This window comes from Pseudomonas sp. G(2018), assembly GCF_005502415.1.
Taxonomy (GTDB): Bacteria; Pseudomonadota; Gammaproteobacteria; order Pseudomonadales; family Pseudomonadaceae; genus Aquipseudomonas.
Genome location: NZ_SCOO01000004.1, coordinates 260,251 through 276,948, shown reverse-complemented (window position 1 = coordinate 276,948; position 16,698 = coordinate 260,251). Strand labels below are relative to the sequence as shown.

Genomic DNA, 16,698 nt, shown 5'->3' with positions numbered 1-16,698 from the left:
GGCGGCGACTTTATCACGGAGGGCATCGAGATTTTCCGCCGCGCGTTGCAACCTGCCACCCTGTGGATGAAGAACGCTATGCTGCGACTTCGCCTGAACCGACATTGCCGAGTCCCTGATGCTGCAGAAAAGCCTGATCCGCCGCCTCGATCTGATCACCCTGCAACTGTTCATCGCCGTCCATGAAGAGGGCACCCTGACCCGTGCCGCCGCGCGCGAAGCGATTGCGGTGTCGGCGGCGAGCAAGCGCCTGATGGAGCTGGAGGAAGCGCTGGGTATCAGTCTGTTTGTGCGCCAGGCCAAGGGCATGACGTTGACACCGGCCGGTGAAACGCTACTGCACCATGCCCGGCAGATGTTGTTCAACGTCGAGAAAATGGGCCTCGAATTGGGCGAACACAGTCACGGTGTACGCGGTTATGTGCGGATGCTCGCCAACCTGTCGGCAATCATCCAGTTCCTGCCCGAAGACTTGCGCGACTTTTCCGAACAGCATCCCCAGGTCAAGACCGATCTTGAAGAACGACCCAGCGCCGGGGTGATTCAGGGCGTTCTCGATGGCGTGGCCGACCTCGGGATCTGCTCCATCGACAGCGACATCAAGGGCTTGCACAGCGTGCAGTACCGTCAGGACAAACTGATGGTGCTGATGTTGCCGGATCATCCGTTGGCCAAACGTTCTAGCCTGTCATTCGCCGATACGCTGGACAGCGATTATGTCGGCCTGCATGCGGACAGTTCGATCAATATGCGCACCCATGCGGCGGCGCGTCAGGCGGGCCGGGTATTGCGGGTGCGCATCCATGTACCGGGCTTCGACGCCATGTGTCGCATGATCCAGGCCAATATGGGCATTGGCGTGCTGCCGCAGCGAGCTTATGAACTGTTTGGTCGGGCGTTGGGTTTGCATGCGGTGCCGCTGACCGATGACTGGTCGGATCGGGCGTTGATCCTGGTGGTGCGCGATGAGGCGCTGCTGTCGCCGGTGAGCCGGATGTTGTTTGAGCATTTGCGAGGGGCGACCTGACAGTTCTTTGTTGAACTCGCAGGCCTCATCGCGGGCAAGCCCGCTCCCACAAGGATCTCTGGTGGTTACCCAATTTGTGCTTCACATAGCTCACTGTGGGAGCGGGCTTGCCCGCGATGACGGACCTGAGGTCACACTAATCTTTCGAGGCGTTCGCATTTCGCGAACGCCCCTTGCCAACTGAAGGTTGGATTCCTTGGGCATCGGTCCTCTAGCCTTGGCACATATTCCAAGAACAAGAGGTACCCCGCGATGACTGCCCCCCTGAGTGCAATCAAAGTGATCGAGATCGGCACGCTGATCGCCGCGCCGTTTGCCGCGCGCATGCTGGCCGAGTTCGGCGCCGAAGTGATCAAGATCGAAGCCATGGGGCAGGGCGATCCCCTGCGCAAATGGCGCAAGCTGCATGAAGGCACCTCGCTGTGGTGGTACCTGCAATCGCGCAACAAGAAATCCCTGGCGCTGAATCTGAAATCCGCCGAAGGCATTGAACTGGTCAAGCAACTGGCGACCAGCGCCGACGTGCTGATCGAAAACCTGCGCCCCGGCGCCCTGGAAAAACTTGGCCTGGGCTGGGACGTGCTGCATGCCCTTAACCCCAACCTGACTCTGGTGCGGATTTCCGGTTATGGCCAGACCGGTCCGTACCGTGATCGTCCGGGGTTCGGTGCCATCGGCGAAGCCATGGGCGGTATCCGCTACACCACCGGCACACCGGGTTCGCCGCCGGCGCGGGTTGGCGTCAGCCTCGGCGACTCGCTGGCTTCGCTACACGCAGTGATCGGCGCATTGATGTCGTTGCTGCGGGTCAAGACCGGGCAGGGCGGCGGGCAAATCGTCGATGTGTCCCTGGCTGAAAGCGTGTTCAACGTCATGGAAAGCCTGGTGCCGGAATACGACATGCTCGGCCATGTACGTGAGCGCAGCGGCGGTGCCTTGCCGGGCATCGCGCCTTCCAACACTTACCTCACGGCTGATGGCGCTTACGTGGTCATCGCCGGCAACAGCGACCCGATCTACCGTCGCCTGATGCACACCATCGGCCGCGCGGATCTGGCCGAAGCACCCGAATTCGCCCATAACGATGGGCGCGCAGCAAAAAGCAATCTGCTCGATGCCGCCATCACCCACTGGACCAGCAGCCTGCCGATCGACGACGTGCTGGCGGCGCTGGAAGCCGCTGAAGTTCCGGCCGGACGCATCTATTCGGTGGCTGACATCGTTGCCGATCCGCACTACCAGGCGCGGGACATGCTGCTAAACGCCGAGCTACCGGGCGGCGCTACGGTGAAGATGCCGGGCATCGTACCGAAACTCTCGGAAACCCCCGGAGGCGTGAACTGGTCGGGTCCCGGATTGGGCCAGCACACCGACGGCATCCTTGCGCAACTGGGCCTGACCGTGGCGGACATCGAACGCCTGAAAGTCGAAGGAGTGGTGCAATGATCACTGACTATTCCGATAGCCTCATCGTGCAGGAAGTCTCCCCGCGTGATGGCCTGCAGATCGAGTCGACCTGGGTCGAAACCGTCGACAAGATCGCCCTGATCGATCAGTTGTCCCTGGCCGGATTCAGCCGCATCGAAGGTGGTTCGTTCGTGTCGCCCAAGGCCATTCCCGCATTGCGTGACGGCGAGTTGGTGTTCAAGGGCATTACCCGCCAGCCGGGGGTGATCTACGTCGCGTTGATCCCCAACCTCAAAGGTGCGCAACGGGCGCTGGCCTGCAGCGCCGATGAGCTGAACCTGGTGATGTCTGCCAGTCAGACCCATAACCTGGCGAACATGCGCATGCGTTGTGAAGACTCATTGGCCGCGTTTGGCGAGATCGTCCAGTTTGTGGGCGGCTCGCCGGTACGACTCAACGCCAGCATCGCCACCACCTTCGGTTGCCCGTTCGAGGGCAAGATCGATGAAGACCGGGTGCTGCAGATTGTCGAGGCCTATCAGGAACTCGGCATTCAGGGCATCACCCTGGCCGACACCACCGGCATGGCCAACCCGCGTCAGGTCGACCGCCTGGTGCGGCGCGTGTTGCAACGGGTATCGCCAGCGGACCTGACCCTGCATTTCCACAACACCCGTGGCCTTGGTTTGTGCAACGTTCTGGCCGCCTACGAGGCCGGTGCCCGGCGTTTCGACGCGGCCCTCGGCGGCCTCGGCGGTTGTCCGTTTGCACCGGGCGCCTCGGGCAACATCTGCACTGAAGACCTGGTGAACCTGTGCGATGAAGTCGGCATTCACACCGGCATCGATCTGCCGCTGTTGCTGAAATTGTCGCGAGGACTGCCAGCGCTGCTCGGCCACGAAGTGCCCGGTCAACTGGCCAAGGCCGGCCGCAACTGCGACCTGCACCCCGTGCCCTCCTGACCCACCCGATACCCCCTGTGGGAGCGAGCCTGCTCGCGAAAGCGGAGTATCAGTCGACATCATCGTTGAATGTCAGACCGTATTCGCGAGCAGGCTCGCTCCCACAGTAAAAGCTCCCACACAGAGCACACCAGACAACAAAAACAATCGGACACCTACGGGAAGTCCGCCTGGAGAAACGCAATGAGCCTTAATGCATTGGAGGCCGGCGCGAGCCCGGCTGTTAGCCACGACGAAGAAAAAGCCCTGGTCAGCAAGGTCGCCTGGCGATTGATGCCGCTGATCATGGTCTGCTACCTGTTCGCGTTTTTCGACCGCATCAACATCAGCTTCGCCAAGTTCCAGTTGCAGGCCGATCTGAGCCTGAGCGACACCGCTTACGGTCTCGGCGCCGGGTTGTTCGTGGTCGGTTACGTGATTTTCGAAGTGCCCAGCAACATGATGCTGTACAAGGTCGGCGCCCGTCGCTGGATTGCCCGGATCATGATGTCCTGGGGCCTGGCCACCGCGCTGATGGTCTTCGTCAACAGCGAATGGCAGTTCTATGTACTGCGATTCTTGATCGGTGCCATGGAGGCGGGGTTTGCGCCGGGCGTACTGTATTACCTGACGCTGTGGTTCCCGCAGCATTATCGCGGGCGCATCACCTCGATGCTGTTCCTGTCATCGGCCTTCGCCGGTCTGGTAGGCGCACCGTTCTCCGGGCTGGTGCTGCAACATCTCGACGGCTTTCTGGACATGCGCGGCTGGCACTGGTTGTTCCTGCTCGGCGGTGTGCCATGCATCGGCCTCGGTTTGCTGGTGCTGACCCTGCTCAAGGACCGCATCGAAGACGCCCACTGGCTGACGCCCTCGGAGAAGAAATTGCTGGCCAGTCGCATCGCTCACCATGAACCGCACAAAAGTGGCGGGTCGCTGCTCGCAGCGCTGCGGATTCCAGGCTTCCTGACCCTCGGCCTGATCTACTTCCTGATTCAGGTGGCATCCTACGGCTTGAATTTCTGGGCACCGCAACTGATCCGCAGCGCCGGTACCGAGAGCCCGGTGATGATCGGTCTGCTGACGGCCGTCCCGTACATCTGTGGCGCTATCAGCATGGTGGTGATCGGACGCCTGTCGGATGCCTCCGGTGAGCGACGCAAGTTTGTCGCCGGACTGGTCGCGGTCGGTGCGATCGGCTTCTTCAGCGCGGGGATCTTCGCCAATCACACGACGTTCCTGATCGTCGCTCTGGGCCTGCTCGGTGCCGGGATCATCGCCTCGATCCCGAGCTTCTGGACCCTGCCGCCGAAATTGCTGGCCGGGGCTGGCGCCGGGGCGGCGGGCGGGATCGCGGTGATCAACACCCTGGGCCAGTTCGGCGGCATCGTCAGCCCGGTCATGGTCGGACGGATCAAGGACCTCACCGGCAGCACCACGCCGGCGCTGTATGTCATTGGGGTCTGCGCGCTGATTGCGGTTGCGTTGTTGCTGTGGGGGCTGCCGCAGAAGCTGCGTACGCTGGACAAGTTTTAATAGTTCGCAAGTCGCGCCGGCTCGTGCGGGGACCACGCATCCCTGCAGGAGCTGGCGCAGCCTGCGATCAATACTGAAATCTGCATGTCAGGTAGATTGCTCGCGAAGGCTGACTGATAATCGCCACCGTACTTTCTGTTGTTCACTCAACCCGCCATCACTGAAAGCGGGTACCTGCCTCCCACTGCCTGGCAGTGCCTTTCCCTTGCCCCTCGACGCTCCAAGCCCCATCTGGTAATTCTTCGACGATCAGTCATTCAACGCCCAAGGACCTGATATAGACTGGCGACCATTCACCAAACAGTTCAAAAGGACTTCCCATGACCCCATCGCTGCTAATGGCCGTTCTTGCCTCGGGCTTCATTTATGGCATTACCCCGGGGCCGGGTGTGCTGGCAGTGTTCGGGATTGGCGCGGCGCATGGCCGGCGGGCGGGGGCGGGGTTTCTTTGCGGGCATTTGCTGGGCGATGTGATCTGGTGCAGCACCGCGCTGGTGGCGATTGTCGGTGCGCGGGAAATCGGCAGCACCGCGTTCGATGTGCTGGGCGTACTCAGCGGCCTTTATCTGTTCTGGCTCGGCTGGCGCGCGGTGCGGGCGCGTCGCAGCATTGGCGAAGCGCCCCAGGGGCCGGCGCGGCAACCGTTCTGGCATGGCATCCTGTTTGGCCTGACCAATCCGAAGGCTTACCCGGTGGCGGTGGCGACATTCACTGCATTGCTGTCGAGCCGCGCCGAGCTGCTGACCTGGTCGATGCTGCCGTGGCTGATCTTCCTGAGTTTCATTGGTGGCCTTATCGCCTACGCTATCCTCATCGGCATTGTCGGGGCGCGCCGGGTGCGCACCTTGTATCAACGCCATGAGTTGGCGATTACCCGCCTGTGCGGGGTGATGTTCATCGGTTTTGCCATCAACGCCCTGGCGCATGCATTGCCGGGGCTGGTGACGAACAAGGCTTGACGCTGATTGCAGGGTTGCATCAGCGGCACACGTATTGGTCAGGGATGGTTTCTTCTTGCTGCATCGTTCGGACACGCTCTCGGCACCATGACCACCAGAAATTCCGCTCCGTTGGCGAGCTACATCGACCTCTTGCTGGACGCCGTTTGTGCGGTCGACAAACAAGGTCGCTTCGTATTTGTCAGTGCAGCTTGCGAGCGCGTTTTCGGCTACACCCCCGACGAAATGATCGGCCGGCAGATGATCGATCTGGTGCACCCGGCCGATCGGCAGCGCACCCTCGATGCCGCGCGAGAAATCATGGGCGGCGAGCCCAAGCTGAATTTCGAGAACCGCTACCTGCGCAAGGATGGCCGGGTGGTGAACATCCTGTGGTCGGCGCGTTGGTCGGAGGTTGATCAACTGCGCATCGCCGTGGCCCGTGACATCACTGAACGCAAGCAGGCCGAGTCCCGACAGGCGGCGCTATACGCGATTTCCGAAGCGGCGCATGCGGCAGAAGACCTGTTGGCGCTGTTCAAACGCATCCATCTGATCATCGGTGAATGGCTGCCGGCGCTGAATTTTTCCGTGGCGTTGTATGACGAACACTGTAAGCAGTTGAATTTTCCCTACCACGTCGACGACCACGAGCCGCAGCCCGAGCAGCCCGGTACGATCACCGGGCGCCTGTGTGCCGAGGTTATCCGCACCGGCCTGCCCATTTTGCTGACCCCGGATCAGGAGACGCCACACGTCGGGTTCGAAGCGCTGGTGTCCGGGCAACATTCACCTTGTTGGCTGGGTGTGCCGCTGAACTCGCAAAACGGCACCATTGGCGCACTGATCGTCAAAAGCATCCCCGGCGGCGAGCGCTATACCGAGCAGGATAAAGAGCTGTTGCAGTATGTCTGTGCCCAGGTCGCGACAGCGATCGAGCGCAAGCAATTGCACGCGCGATTGCAACGCATGGCCCAGTACGACCAGTTGACCCAACTGCCCAACCGCGAGTTGCTGCGTGACCGACTCAAGGCCTCATTGGCGGCCGCGCGTGAAGATCGTGGGCGCATGGCGCTGCTGTATGTCGACCTCGACCGTTTCAAGCAAGTCAACGACACCCATGGCCATGCGGTGGGCGACATGTTGTTGCAGACCGTCGCCAATCGGCTCAAGGGCTGCGTGCGCGAAACCGACACAGTGGCGCGCATTGGCGGTGACGAATTCGTCGTGTTGTTGCACAGCATCCACGCCTCGGGCGATGCCGACTGCGTGGCCGGGAAAATCCGTCATGTGCTGGCCCAGCCGCTGCGCCTGGATGGCCACAGCCTGCACATCCACCCGAGCATCGGCGTGGCGCAATACCCTGAAAACGGCACGGAAGAAGCGCAGTTGTTCCGGCACGCCGATGAAGCGATGTACAGCGCCAAGCGCGAGCATCACCTGCGGCTTGTCTGAGTATCGGTTGCCGTTCGTCGCGGCATGAACGGATTTTTCTAAACCTTTTGGCCCGCATAAATTCAGATTCTATGCGGGCGCAAGCTCGCCGCGAACATCACCAAGAGGTAGAGAATCATGCCTAACTCAAGAAACTCGAACTCGGGAAACTTCGCCAACGATCGAACCAAGGCGTCTGAAGCAGGTCGCAAAGGTGGGAAAACCACTACCACGACCGTTGATAAAGAGCCTGCGAAACCCGACATGGGCCGTAAAGGCGGACAGGGCGGGCAAAAGTCCCGCTAGTGGATGGAAGGTGGTTTTGATTGAGAAGCGGGGGCGAAAGCTCCCGTTTGAATTTTTAGAGGAGGGCGCGACCATGAACCGGATGGCCACCCGAGTACGCAATTGCGGTTTTGCCGCGTTAATGGGCCTGTGCGCCAGCAGTGCCTTCGCCCAGACGCCCGCCGAATTCATCAACGAAGCCTCGGCCAAAGGTATGGCCGACATCGAAGCCAGTCGCCTGGCGCACCAGAAATCCGAATCCAAAGAGGTCAAGGACTACACCATTGTCGTGATCAACGACCGCACCACCGCCAATCAGCACCTGGCGAAAATCGCCAAGCAGCTGGACCTGCCGGTGGCCCCGCGTGAAGAGATGGTGGATAAGGCCAAAGCCTTGATGCCTGAAGTCATGGAGGGCACGAATTTTGATGAGGCCTACGCGGCCAGCCAAGTCAAAACCACTCAGGAAGCCATCGAGCAGCTTGAGCAAACGGCGCAAACCACAGACGTGCCGCAGATCAAGGCATTCGCTGAGGAAACCCTGCCCAAACTGCAAAACCATCTGCAAATGGCCCGAGCTTTACAGGCCAGTCTCTAGTCATTCCCGTGCGCGGGTGACCTCGGGCCCCCCCGCGCAATGTCGATCAACACTCATTCAGATCCTGCTTGCCTTTCTCCTCAACGACCGTGCCGTCAATGGAAATGGTCTGTCCTTCACCCAGGCTGCGATAGTGCTTTCTCAACGCCTCAAGCTCTTTGAGGTCCAACGCCTCGAGCCCAAGCAGTGCGTTCTGCGCGTCCTTGGTTACCCGCAGCAACTCATCGACCTTCAAATGCAAAATATCCGTGTCGCGGTTCTGTGTGTTCTGGATCAGGAACACCATCAGGAAGGTGATGATGGTGGTCGAGGTGTTGATGATTAGTTGCCAGGTGTCGTTGAACTTGAAAATCGGCCCGCTCAACCCCCACAGGAAAATCAACAGGATCGCCCCCAGGAACGTCTTGGGGCTACCGGCCCATAGGGCAAGTTTCTGTGCGATTTTTGCGAATTTCATGGCCGTTTTCCTTATGGGGATGCACCTGTTTTTTCTGACAGTGAGGGCGAGATGAAAATTCTACTTACATATACGCACTCACTGAGAAAGGCGCGGGTCGGCCGTGGGTTAAGATGCTTCGGCACTCACGACAGGAGAACGCAATGAGTTGGTCCGCCAAGCAATACGTCGCTTTTGAAGATGAACGCACCCGTCCCGCCCGTGACCTGTTATCGGCGATACCCGCCGTAGACGTGCGCTCGGCCATCGATATCGGTTGCGGTCCCGGTAACTCGACCGAGTTGCTGGTGGAGCGCTTTGTCGGTGCCACGGTGCGTGGGTTGGACAGTTCAGCCGACATGATCGAAGCCGCTCGCAAGCGTTTGCCGCAGGTGCAGTTCGATATCGCGGACATCGACACTTGGCAGGACAGTGGCCCGTTCGACGTGATTTTTGCCAACGCGGTACTGCAGTGGGTGCCCGATCACGCAACGTTACTGCCTTCGCTGGTGAACAGACTCGCCCCCGGTGGCAGTCTGGCGATTCAGATGCCGGACAACCTCAATGAGCCTTCGCATCGGTTGATGCGCGAAGTCGCGGCTGACGGTCCCTGGGCGAGCAAACTTACCGGAGCCGCCGCGCAACGTACGGAAATGGCCGATGCCAGTGGCTATTACTCAATCCTGAAAGCCTGTTGCACCCGCGTCGATGTGTGGCGCACCACCTACCATCATCCACTCGCAGGCGGTGCGTCGGGTGTGGTCGAGTGGTTCAAGGGCAGCGGTCTGCGGCCGTTTCTCGATCCGCTGGATGAGACGGAGCGGGCGCAGTACCTGAAGCAGTATCTGGCCGCCATTGAGCAGGTCTATCCGACGTTGGCCGATGGTTCGGTGTTGCTGCCGTTTCCGCGGTTGTTTCTGGTGGCGACTCGCTGATGTGAAAAAGGGGCGGATGACGATCGTGTCATCCGCCCCTTTTCTTTGAACGCCTGGCACTCAAGTATTCAAAGATAAACGAAGCAAAGCCGAACAACCCGATCATTGAAATGATCATGATCCCCAACTCTGAACTGTCCATGCTGACCTCTTGGCGAACGGTGAGCCGGCAGAGTAAGGCATCTGTCGTCGGGCTCAACGCGGCTCTATGGAGTCTTTACGGGCGGGTGGAGATCTATACGCAAATTATACGAGTACCTGCAAGAAACACTCAGTGCTGAGCGCTGACCAGCCTCATCATCGGTCGCTCCCGTTCTTTCATCAGCTCTGCTGCAACACCTTCAGTGCTGCCGAAGCCAGAAAGCCCGAACGGCTTTTCTCTTCCGGGTGGTGCAGCACGTACTCATCAATCCGGTTGAGCAGGTAGCCAGGCAGTGTGATGTTCAGTTTCTGGGCCTTGCCTAGATACCTGGTAACGTCGATATCCACCAACGCCCACGCACATCCCGCGTACTTCGGGTTGGCGGCGTGCAAAGTCACTTTACTCGCGGGCGGAATTGGCGATCCGTCTTCGGCCAGAATCTCGAAGTGACCTTCAATGGCTTCCCGGGCCATGGCCATGGCGTCATCCAGATCTTCGCCAGCGGAAAAACATCCCGGAATGTCGGGGATCTCCACGCCCCAGGCGTGTTCGTCATCGCCCATTGAAATTGCGATTGGGTAAAGCATGTTCATTGTCCTCCGAGGGCTGGGCGCATCGGGCTCGTTAAAGCAGCGCCTTTTGCAAAATACTGATGGCCGTTTTTTTGAGCAGATCTTTTTTGGGATGAGGGACCGTCACCAGCCCCGGCTTGGTCGGATGCTTGAAGTGATGGTGGCTGCCTCTGATACGTACCAGATACCAGCCGTCCGCAACAATTTGGCTAATCAAAAATCGGCTATTCACATCACCTCCTTGTGGTGTGCTTGTGGTTACTATACCTACTGATTTTTCTGAATCAACACTATAACCACCAAAACCGTCCTGGCTTTGATGACATAAGGTGGTAGGGATCGAGTCTAGAGGGCGCTACAACGATCGCCTCACGCAAGGCTGAATTGAGGTGCTGTGTGTAATGCGAGGTTTTACCGATAGGGCAACACGCTCAAGTCTCAGCCGAAGATGGCCAACACTCTCTCGCATCGGCAGGTATGAAAATGCTAATGCGGGAACAAATTTGATAATAAGTCCGTGGTTTTCGAGAAAAACGCTAACGAACTTCAGGAAGGCATTACCGCCCAAGGAGTCAAAACCCAGACACAAAAAAACCGGCCATCAAGGCCGGTTTCTTTTTACCTGCATCTCCCGTCAAAAAACAACGTGAGACCGAAATTCGATTGGAGCGGGTGAAGGGAATCGAACCCTCGTTATCAGCTTGGGAAGCTGGAGTAATGCCATTATACGACACCCGCTCGGAGCGGCTGACTTTGTACCAGATGTGCGCATGGAAATGAAGTTTTTCTTTGCGTCAGATGGCTTTAGCGCAGGTGAAAGCAACGCGTAGACCGTGCGATGGTCAATCGCGGGCAAGCCTTGCTCCTGCAGAGCGGGGCTTGCTCGCGATGACGCTGTTTCAGATGGCCAATGCATGGTGGTCCTGGACGTAGTGGAAACGCGGTCGGCTTTCATGCTGCGCCGGCTTCAGGAACCCCATCAGTGCGTTGCGGCTGTCTCGGCAAGCGGCTTTGTGTTCCATGTCGAGAAAGTGGCCGGTGGCCTGCAGGGTGCTGAACGTGCTGTGTTGCACGTGGCCGGCGAACAGTCGGGCGTCTTCGGCAGCGGTGTATTCGTCCCACTCGCCGTTCATGAACAGCACCGGCACGTTGATCTTCTTCGCGGCGTTCAGGTAGCACTGCCGATCACTGTTGAGTACTTCGCTGATGTGAAAGTGCATTTGCCCGTATTCATGTTCCGCCAGGCTGCTGACGTGACGGTAGTTGAAGCGCTTGAACAGTGATGGCAAGTGTTTGCCGATGGTGTCGTTCACCAGATGCCCGACCCGATCACCGTCCCGACTACCGAGGTAATCGACGCCGCGTTCGAGGTAATCGAGCATGTGGGCGTTGACCACCGGGGAGAACGAACTGATCACGGCTTTTTCGATGCGCCGTGGCCGTTGGGACAGCGCGACCATGGTCGCGGCGCCACCAAAGGAAAACGACAGCACGTGTTCGGCGGCGAAGTGGTCGATCAGCTCGAGGAGGATCTGCCCTTCGATTTCCTTGGTCAGCATTTTCTCATGCAGGTTGTGGGCTTTTGACTTGCCCGCGTAGGGCTGGTCGTAGCAGACCACATTGAAATGCGGATAAAGGTTTTTCACGGTTTGTGCAAACGACGCAGTCGTGGCCATCGAGCCGTTGACCAAAATGATGGTCTTCTCTGCGGCGTCTGCGCGATAGAACTCCGTGTAAACCCGATACTGACCCTGTATATCCAGCACAGCGATTTCTGGCCTCATGTCATAAGACTCCTGGCAAGCGGGTATGCGCGCAAAAGAGATTGCACGAGCTTTGTGACAGGTAGGCATATGCCTTGGAATTTTCTAGCCCATGTCGATCCAATGCAGTCCGGTCGACGGGTATTGTTATTGGCGGGCAGTCTGCCGGATGAGGCCGGAACCCATGGGTTCCTACCGGCAAAAAGTTTCTTGGATGTATCTTGTGACTCATCGGTCACATTTCGGCCGACGTCCTGATTCAAGCAGGGGTCACATCATTGCGCAAGTGCCGTTGGTAAATTGTTCTACAAATTTCTGCTGAGTGGTCGTCGGCTTAGATCGATCGGATCTCTTCGTCGCTGAGTGGGCGGTATTCGCCCGGTTTCAACGTGCTGTCGAGTACCAGCGGGCCCATGCGTTCGCGATGCAGGCGCATCACTTTGTTGTCGAAGTGGCCGAACATGCGCTTCACCTGATGGTAACGACCTTCGACGATGCTCAGGCGTGCCGATTTCGGCCCCAGCAGCTCTAGCCCGGCCGGTTGGGTGGTGAGGTCTTCGAAGGCGAAGTACAGGCCTTCAGTAAATTTGAGGGCGTATTCGGGGCCGATGTCTCGCTCGGTTTCGACGTAATAGACCTTCGGCAGTTTGGTCTGCGGCTGGGTCAGGCGGCGAGACCAATTGCCGTCGTTGGTAATCAGCATCAGGCCGGTGGTGTTGAAATCCAGGCGACCGGCGATGTGCAGTTCGTCCTTGTCCGGTTCATGGATCAGGTCGAGTACGGTCGGGTGCTGCGGGTCACGGGTGGCGCTGACGCAACCGGCCGGTTTGTGCAGCATGAAGTGACGCAGCGGCTTGCCGGCTTGCAGGACCTCGTCATCGACTTCGACGCGGCTGAACTCGCGGACTTCGGCGTGGGGGTCGCTGACGACTGTTCCGTCGATGCTGACGCGCTTTTCCACCAGCAACAGGCGCACCTGCTTACGGTTGAAGCGGGGCAGGTTGCTGAGGAAACGGTCGACGCGCATGGCTCAAGGATCGGTGAGGACAGGGCCGCGCATCTTACTTGATCGGCTGGGGCGCTGCTTGCAACTGCGCCTCGACTTCGGCGCAGCGCGGACACAGGCAAGAGGCGTTGCGCAGTTCGGCCGGCAGCGCTTCAAGTACCGCCGGGTCGATGCTGACGCCGTAGCACCAGCACGCCCGATCGGCGGTTCGCGGGTCGGCCAGGGTGCAGTCGTTGGATGCGCCGCAGGCGGGGCAGAGGTCAGGCTGGTTCATAGCTGGAGTGAGGCTTTTCCACACAGGTACGGTTGCGGCCACTTTGCTTGGCCCGGTACATCGCATGATCGGCCCGCGACAGCAGTGTATGCAAGGTGTCAATGGGTTGCAGGGTGGTCAGGCCGATGCTGACCGTCAGATGCAAGCTGCTGCCGTTGTAGGCATAAAGCTGTTGCTCCACATGCTGACGAATTTTCTCGGCAATCATCAGACCGGTCTCACCGTCGGTGTCCTTGAGCAGCACGATGAACTCTTCGCCGCCCCAGCGGCAGACGATATCGGAATGGCGCAGACAGCTCTCCAGATCCCTGGCAAAGCCGATCAGCACCTGATCGCCGGCCAGGTGGCCGTAGGTGTCGTTCAGGGCCTTGAAGTGGTCCAGGTCCAGCAGCAATGCCGTCAGAGGCTTGGGCTCGCGCTGGGCTTCGTGCATGGCTTGCGCGGCGAGCAGGTCGAAGCCGCGGCGGTTGGGTAGTTCAGTCAGGCTGTCGAGGGTCGCCTGGGCGTGAATCCTGCTCTGATAACGCTTGATCACCCGGTTGAGCAGAGCGAGGACGGTCAGGGTGACCATCAGGCAGATCAGCAGGTTGAGGTACAGCGAGCGACGGATCTCACTGAGGTCGCCATCTTCGCGTTTGTCGACGAACAAGTACCAGTTCAGTTCCGGAATGAACCGCACGTTGAGGAAGTGTCCCTGGCCCTGGCCGGAATACTCGTAGCTGCCGCTGTGGGGCTTGGGCAACTGAGTGATCAAGTCTTTCATGCTCTCGAGTTCACCCAGGGTCTGCCCGGCCCGTGAGCCATCCGGGCCACCCTCGGCGCCGGTGAGCACCAGGCGCCCGAAGGTGTCGACGAAGTACACGCTGCGCTGGTAGCGCTGCTGGTATTTGTCGATCAGCTTGATCACCGCATCGACCGTCAGCCCGACACCCGCCGCGCCAATGAAACGGTCGTTGTAGTCATAGACCTTGTAGTTGATGAAAACGGTCAGGTTGTCTCTGTTGGCAAGATCCGGATCGACGTTGATCTCGTAGGGATCTTTCATGTCGCGCACGCGGAAGTACCAGGTGTCGCGGGGTTCAGTGGCTTTGACCTGCTTGAGTACGCCCTTGGCGTGGTAGTAGGTCAGGCTGGTGTTGGAAACGAAGAAGGCGGTGTAGGCGCCGTAGTGGGTCATGACCTCATTGAGATAGCGGGTCATCTGGTCGGTGTCGCGTTCGCCGTTTACCACCCAGTCACGCATGAAGGTATCGCGGGACATCATCGAGGAAATCAGGATCGGTCTGACCAGGTCTTTCTGGATTTCCGAGTAGACGGTGTCCGATGTCAGTGGCAGTTCGGTGTTGACGATGTTGTCGCGGATCGACGCCCGCGACGCGTAGTAACTGAGGAAGGAGGTGGCCAGGAAACCTGCGCCCAACAATGCGACCAGCGTGAGGACCAACGAGCGTTGAGAGTACAGCGGCGATCGAAGCGGCATGGCAGTTCCGTTGACAATTGTCCGATGGCAAGCATTCTAGTGGCAACGGCGGGGAATAACTGCTCTATGTGCGCCTTGAATGGTCGTAGATTGTGCCCGGACCTTGTGGAAGCGAGCCGCCCGGAGCCGGCTCGCTTCCACAGGTTCTGAGTTAACTCAGGTTTTTCAGATACGCCCGCCATCCCCCCAGTTGGCTGATATCCACTGCGCCTTCCAAGCCATACGCCTCACAGATAAACCCGCTCTCCCAGCGCCCATCCGCCAGTTGCACTTTACCCAACCCCAGCGGCGCCGGGATTCCGGTCAGGAACGAGCCCAACTCGCTGCTCGGCAATTCCCAGACTTCCACGGCAATCGCCACGCCACCATCCTTTACCCGAACCATGCCCGGGCGAAAGGGTGGGCCGCCGGCCAGGGCGTAGAGTTGATAGTCGGGGGAGCTGTATGTCGATTCGACCAGCCGGGCGCCGCGCTGCTTGAGCTGCCAGTTCAACGCCAACCCGTCCAGATGCGCCCCACAAACCACCAGCCGCGCACGATCATTGCGTGCAACCGCTGTTGGCGCAGGTGCTGCCAAACCTTGCTGGCGCTGCAAGCCGTCGGCCACACTCAACAGATACTGATCGGTAAACGCCCGGCCAAACAGCGTCACGCCCCAGGGCAAACCGTTGTTCATGAAGCCACTGGGCACGGCGACGGCGGCGTAGTCGAGCAGGTTCATGAAGTTGGTGTAGTAACCCAGTTCCGAATTGCGCAGTACAGGTTCAGCCGCAAGCTCTGCCAGCGTGACAGGGCGGCCGATGGTCGGCGTGACGACGCAATCGAGAGATTGCAGCGCCTTGTCACACAGGGCTTTCAAGGCTTGCAATCGATACTGGGCGTGAAAAGTTTGTACGCCGCTGACAGCCGGAGCCTTGGCCAGCACGGCGCGAATCACCGGCAGCACGGCTTCGGGATTTTGCTCCATCAGTTCGCCCGCCACGCTGTAGCGTTCAGCCACCCAGGGACCTTCGTACAGCAAACGCGCCGCTTCGAGAAACGGCGACAGATCAAGTTCGACGGCCTCACCCCCCAAGGCCTTGAGTTGTTCGACCGCTTCGCCGAACAACACCGGACCCTGGGTGCAGCCAAAAAATTCCAGATCCTGCGCCCGTGGCACGCCAAACCGGAAGGCGCGAGGAGTGCCGAACGCCGAGCCGTCATTCCACAATGGATTGCCGCGGCTGTATTCGTCCCGTGGGTCAAGGTGCGCGGTGAGTGCCAGCAACTGACTGGCCTCCTGGGCGGTAGTGGTAAACGTGGTCACGCAATCCAGCGTGCGACAGGCCGGAACCACGCCCGCCGTGGAGATCAGCCCTTTGGTGGCTTTCATCCCGACCAGATTGTTCAACGCCGCCGGCACCCGCCCGGAGCCTGCCGTGTCGGTGCCGAGGGAAAAACTCGCCACACCGAGCGCCACCGCCAGTGACGAACCGGCGCTGGAGCCGCCCGACGGGTACTCCGGCAACACACTGTTAGGGCAAGCACCGTAGGGCGAGCGACTGCCATTGAGGCCGGTAGCGAATTGGTCGAGGTTGGTCTTGCCCAACGGAATCGCCCCCAGCGCCAGCAGTTGCTCGACGATGGTTGCCGAACGCTCCGGCATGTAGGCAAACGCCGGGCAGGCCGCCGTGGTCGGAATGCCCGCCAAATCAATGTTGTCCTTGATCGCGAAGGGCACGCCGTACAACGGCAGGCTGTCGATGTCGCGGCCATCGAGCGCGGCCAGATACGGCTCCAGTTCCAGGGCGCTGAGCAAATGGATAAACAGGTGATAGTCCGGGTTCAGCGCGGCGGCTTTTTCCCGCAAGGCCAACAGCAGTTTTCGTGGCGTGGTCTCGCCGGTGCGGTAGGCCGTGCGCAGGGCATCGAATTGCAAATTCAT

17 protein-coding genes and 1 tRNA gene are annotated in these 16,698 nt (G+C 59.6%); 9 read left to right on the top strand and 9 right to left on the bottom strand.

Annotation, left to right across the window (positions count from 1 at the left end; all coding sequences use genetic code 11):
* Positions 1–118: 118 nt before the first annotated feature.
* The 8 genes from FFS64_RS06400 (at position 119) to FFS64_RS06365 (ending at position 8,166) form a co-directional block, all read left to right on the top strand.
* The gene (locus tag FFS64_RS06400) at positions 119–1,027 is read left to right on the top strand and encodes a LysR family transcriptional regulator (RefSeq protein ID WP_137804658.1); all 909 of its coding nucleotides are present in this window, start codon (positions 119–121) and stop codon (positions 1,025–1,027) included.
* Positions 1,028–1,279: 252 nt separating this feature from the next.
* Complete coding sequence (locus FFS64_RS06395) at positions 1,280–2,473, top strand: CaiB/BaiF CoA-transferase family protein (protein WP_137804657.1); 1,194 nt, start codon at positions 1,280–1,282, stop codon at positions 2,471–2,473.
* On the top strand, positions 2,470–3,396 hold the full coding sequence (locus tag FFS64_RS06390) for a hydroxymethylglutaryl-CoA lyase (RefSeq protein ID WP_137804656.1): 927 nt from the start codon (positions 2,470–2,472) through the stop codon (positions 3,394–3,396). The genes FFS64_RS06395 and FFS64_RS06390 overlap by 4 nt, the downstream gene beginning before the upstream one ends.
* A 183-nt stretch (positions 3,397–3,579) precedes the next feature.
* Positions 3,580–4,911 (top strand): MFS transporter, encoded by a 1,332-nt coding sequence (locus tag FFS64_RS06385; RefSeq protein ID WP_137804655.1) that lies wholly within the window; start codon positions 3,580–3,582, stop codon positions 4,909–4,911.
* 320 nt (positions 4,912–5,231) lie between these two features.
* Positions 5,232–5,870, top strand: a complete 639-nt coding sequence (locus FFS64_RS06380; RefSeq protein WP_137804654.1) for a LysE family translocator — start codon at positions 5,232–5,234, stop codon at positions 5,868–5,870.
* Positions 5,871–5,957: 87 nt separating this feature from the next.
* Positions 5,958–7,304, top strand: a complete 1,347-nt coding sequence (locus tag FFS64_RS06375; RefSeq protein WP_137804653.1) for a diguanylate cyclase domain-containing protein — start codon at positions 5,958–5,960, stop codon at positions 7,302–7,304.
* A 117-nt stretch (positions 7,305–7,421) separates the two neighbouring features.
* The gene (locus FFS64_RS06370; protein WP_095195453.1) at positions 7,422–7,589 is read left to right on the top strand and encodes a KGG domain-containing protein; all 168 of its coding nucleotides are present in this window, start codon (positions 7,422–7,424) and stop codon (positions 7,587–7,589) included.
* 73 nt (positions 7,590–7,662) lie between these two features.
* A complete protein-coding gene (locus FFS64_RS06365; protein ID WP_137804652.1) occupies positions 7,663–8,166 on the top strand; it encodes a DUF4142 domain-containing protein in 504 nt (167 codons plus the stop codon).
* A 46-nt stretch (positions 8,167–8,212) separates the two neighbouring features.
* Here FFS64_RS06365 and FFS64_RS06360 read toward each other — a convergent pair whose 3' ends face one another.
* Positions 8,213–8,623, bottom strand: coding sequence for a low affinity iron permease family protein (locus FFS64_RS06360; protein WP_137804651.1), 411 nt, complete (start codon positions 8,621–8,623; stop codon positions 8,213–8,215).
* Positions 8,624–8,766: 143 nt separating this feature from the next.
* On the opposite strand from FFS64_RS06360, the gene tam reads away from it, so the two are divergent.
* A complete protein-coding gene (gene tam / locus FFS64_RS06355; protein ID WP_137804650.1) occupies positions 8,767–9,537 on the top strand; it encodes a trans-aconitate 2-methyltransferase in 771 nt (256 codons plus the stop codon).
* Positions 9,538–9,858: 321 nt separating this feature from the next.
* On the opposite strand, the gene FFS64_RS06350 is transcribed toward tam, so the two are convergent.
* From FFS64_RS06350 to atzF, 8 genes are all read right to left on the bottom strand, one after another.
* Positions 9,859–10,266 (bottom strand): type II toxin-antitoxin system HicB family antitoxin, encoded by a 408-nt coding sequence (locus tag FFS64_RS06350; protein ID WP_137804649.1) that lies wholly within the window; start codon positions 10,264–10,266, stop codon positions 9,859–9,861.
* Positions 10,267–10,303: 37 nt separating this feature from the next.
* Entirely contained in the window at positions 10,304–10,483 is a 180-nt protein-coding gene (locus FFS64_RS06345; RefSeq protein ID WP_137804648.1) for a type II toxin-antitoxin system HicA family toxin, read from the bottom strand.
* Between the two features lie 432 nt (positions 10,484–10,915).
* A tRNA-Gly gene (locus FFS64_RS06340) sits at positions 10,916–10,989 on the bottom strand.
* Between the two features lie 161 nt (positions 10,990–11,150).
* Positions 11,151–12,035 (bottom strand): alpha/beta fold hydrolase, encoded by an 885-nt coding sequence (locus tag FFS64_RS06335; RefSeq protein ID WP_137804647.1) that lies wholly within the window; start codon positions 12,033–12,035, stop codon positions 11,151–11,153.
* 313 nt (positions 12,036–12,348) lie between these two features.
* Positions 12,349–13,041 carry a pseudouridine synthase gene (locus FFS64_RS06330; RefSeq protein ID WP_137804646.1) on the bottom strand — a complete coding sequence of 231 codons (693 nt, stop codon included), beginning with the start codon at positions 13,039–13,041 and terminating at the stop codon, positions 12,349–12,351.
* 34 nt (positions 13,042–13,075) lie between these two features.
* Positions 13,076–13,294 carry a cysteine-rich CWC family protein gene (locus FFS64_RS06325; protein ID WP_137804645.1) on the bottom strand — a complete coding sequence of 73 codons (219 nt, stop codon included), beginning with the start codon at positions 13,292–13,294 and terminating at the stop codon, positions 13,076–13,078.
* Positions 13,281–14,774 carry a sensor domain-containing diguanylate cyclase gene (locus FFS64_RS06320; RefSeq protein WP_137804644.1) on the bottom strand — a complete coding sequence of 498 codons (1,494 nt, stop codon included), beginning with the start codon at positions 14,772–14,774 and terminating at the stop codon, positions 13,281–13,283. The genes FFS64_RS06325 and FFS64_RS06320 overlap by 14 nt, the downstream gene beginning before the upstream one ends.
* A 151-nt stretch (positions 14,775–14,925) precedes the next feature.
* Positions 14,926–16,698: an allophanate hydrolase gene (gene atzF, locus FFS64_RS06315; RefSeq protein WP_372242166.1), complete on the bottom strand. Its 1,773-nt coding sequence runs from the start codon at positions 16,696–16,698 to the stop codon at positions 14,926–14,928.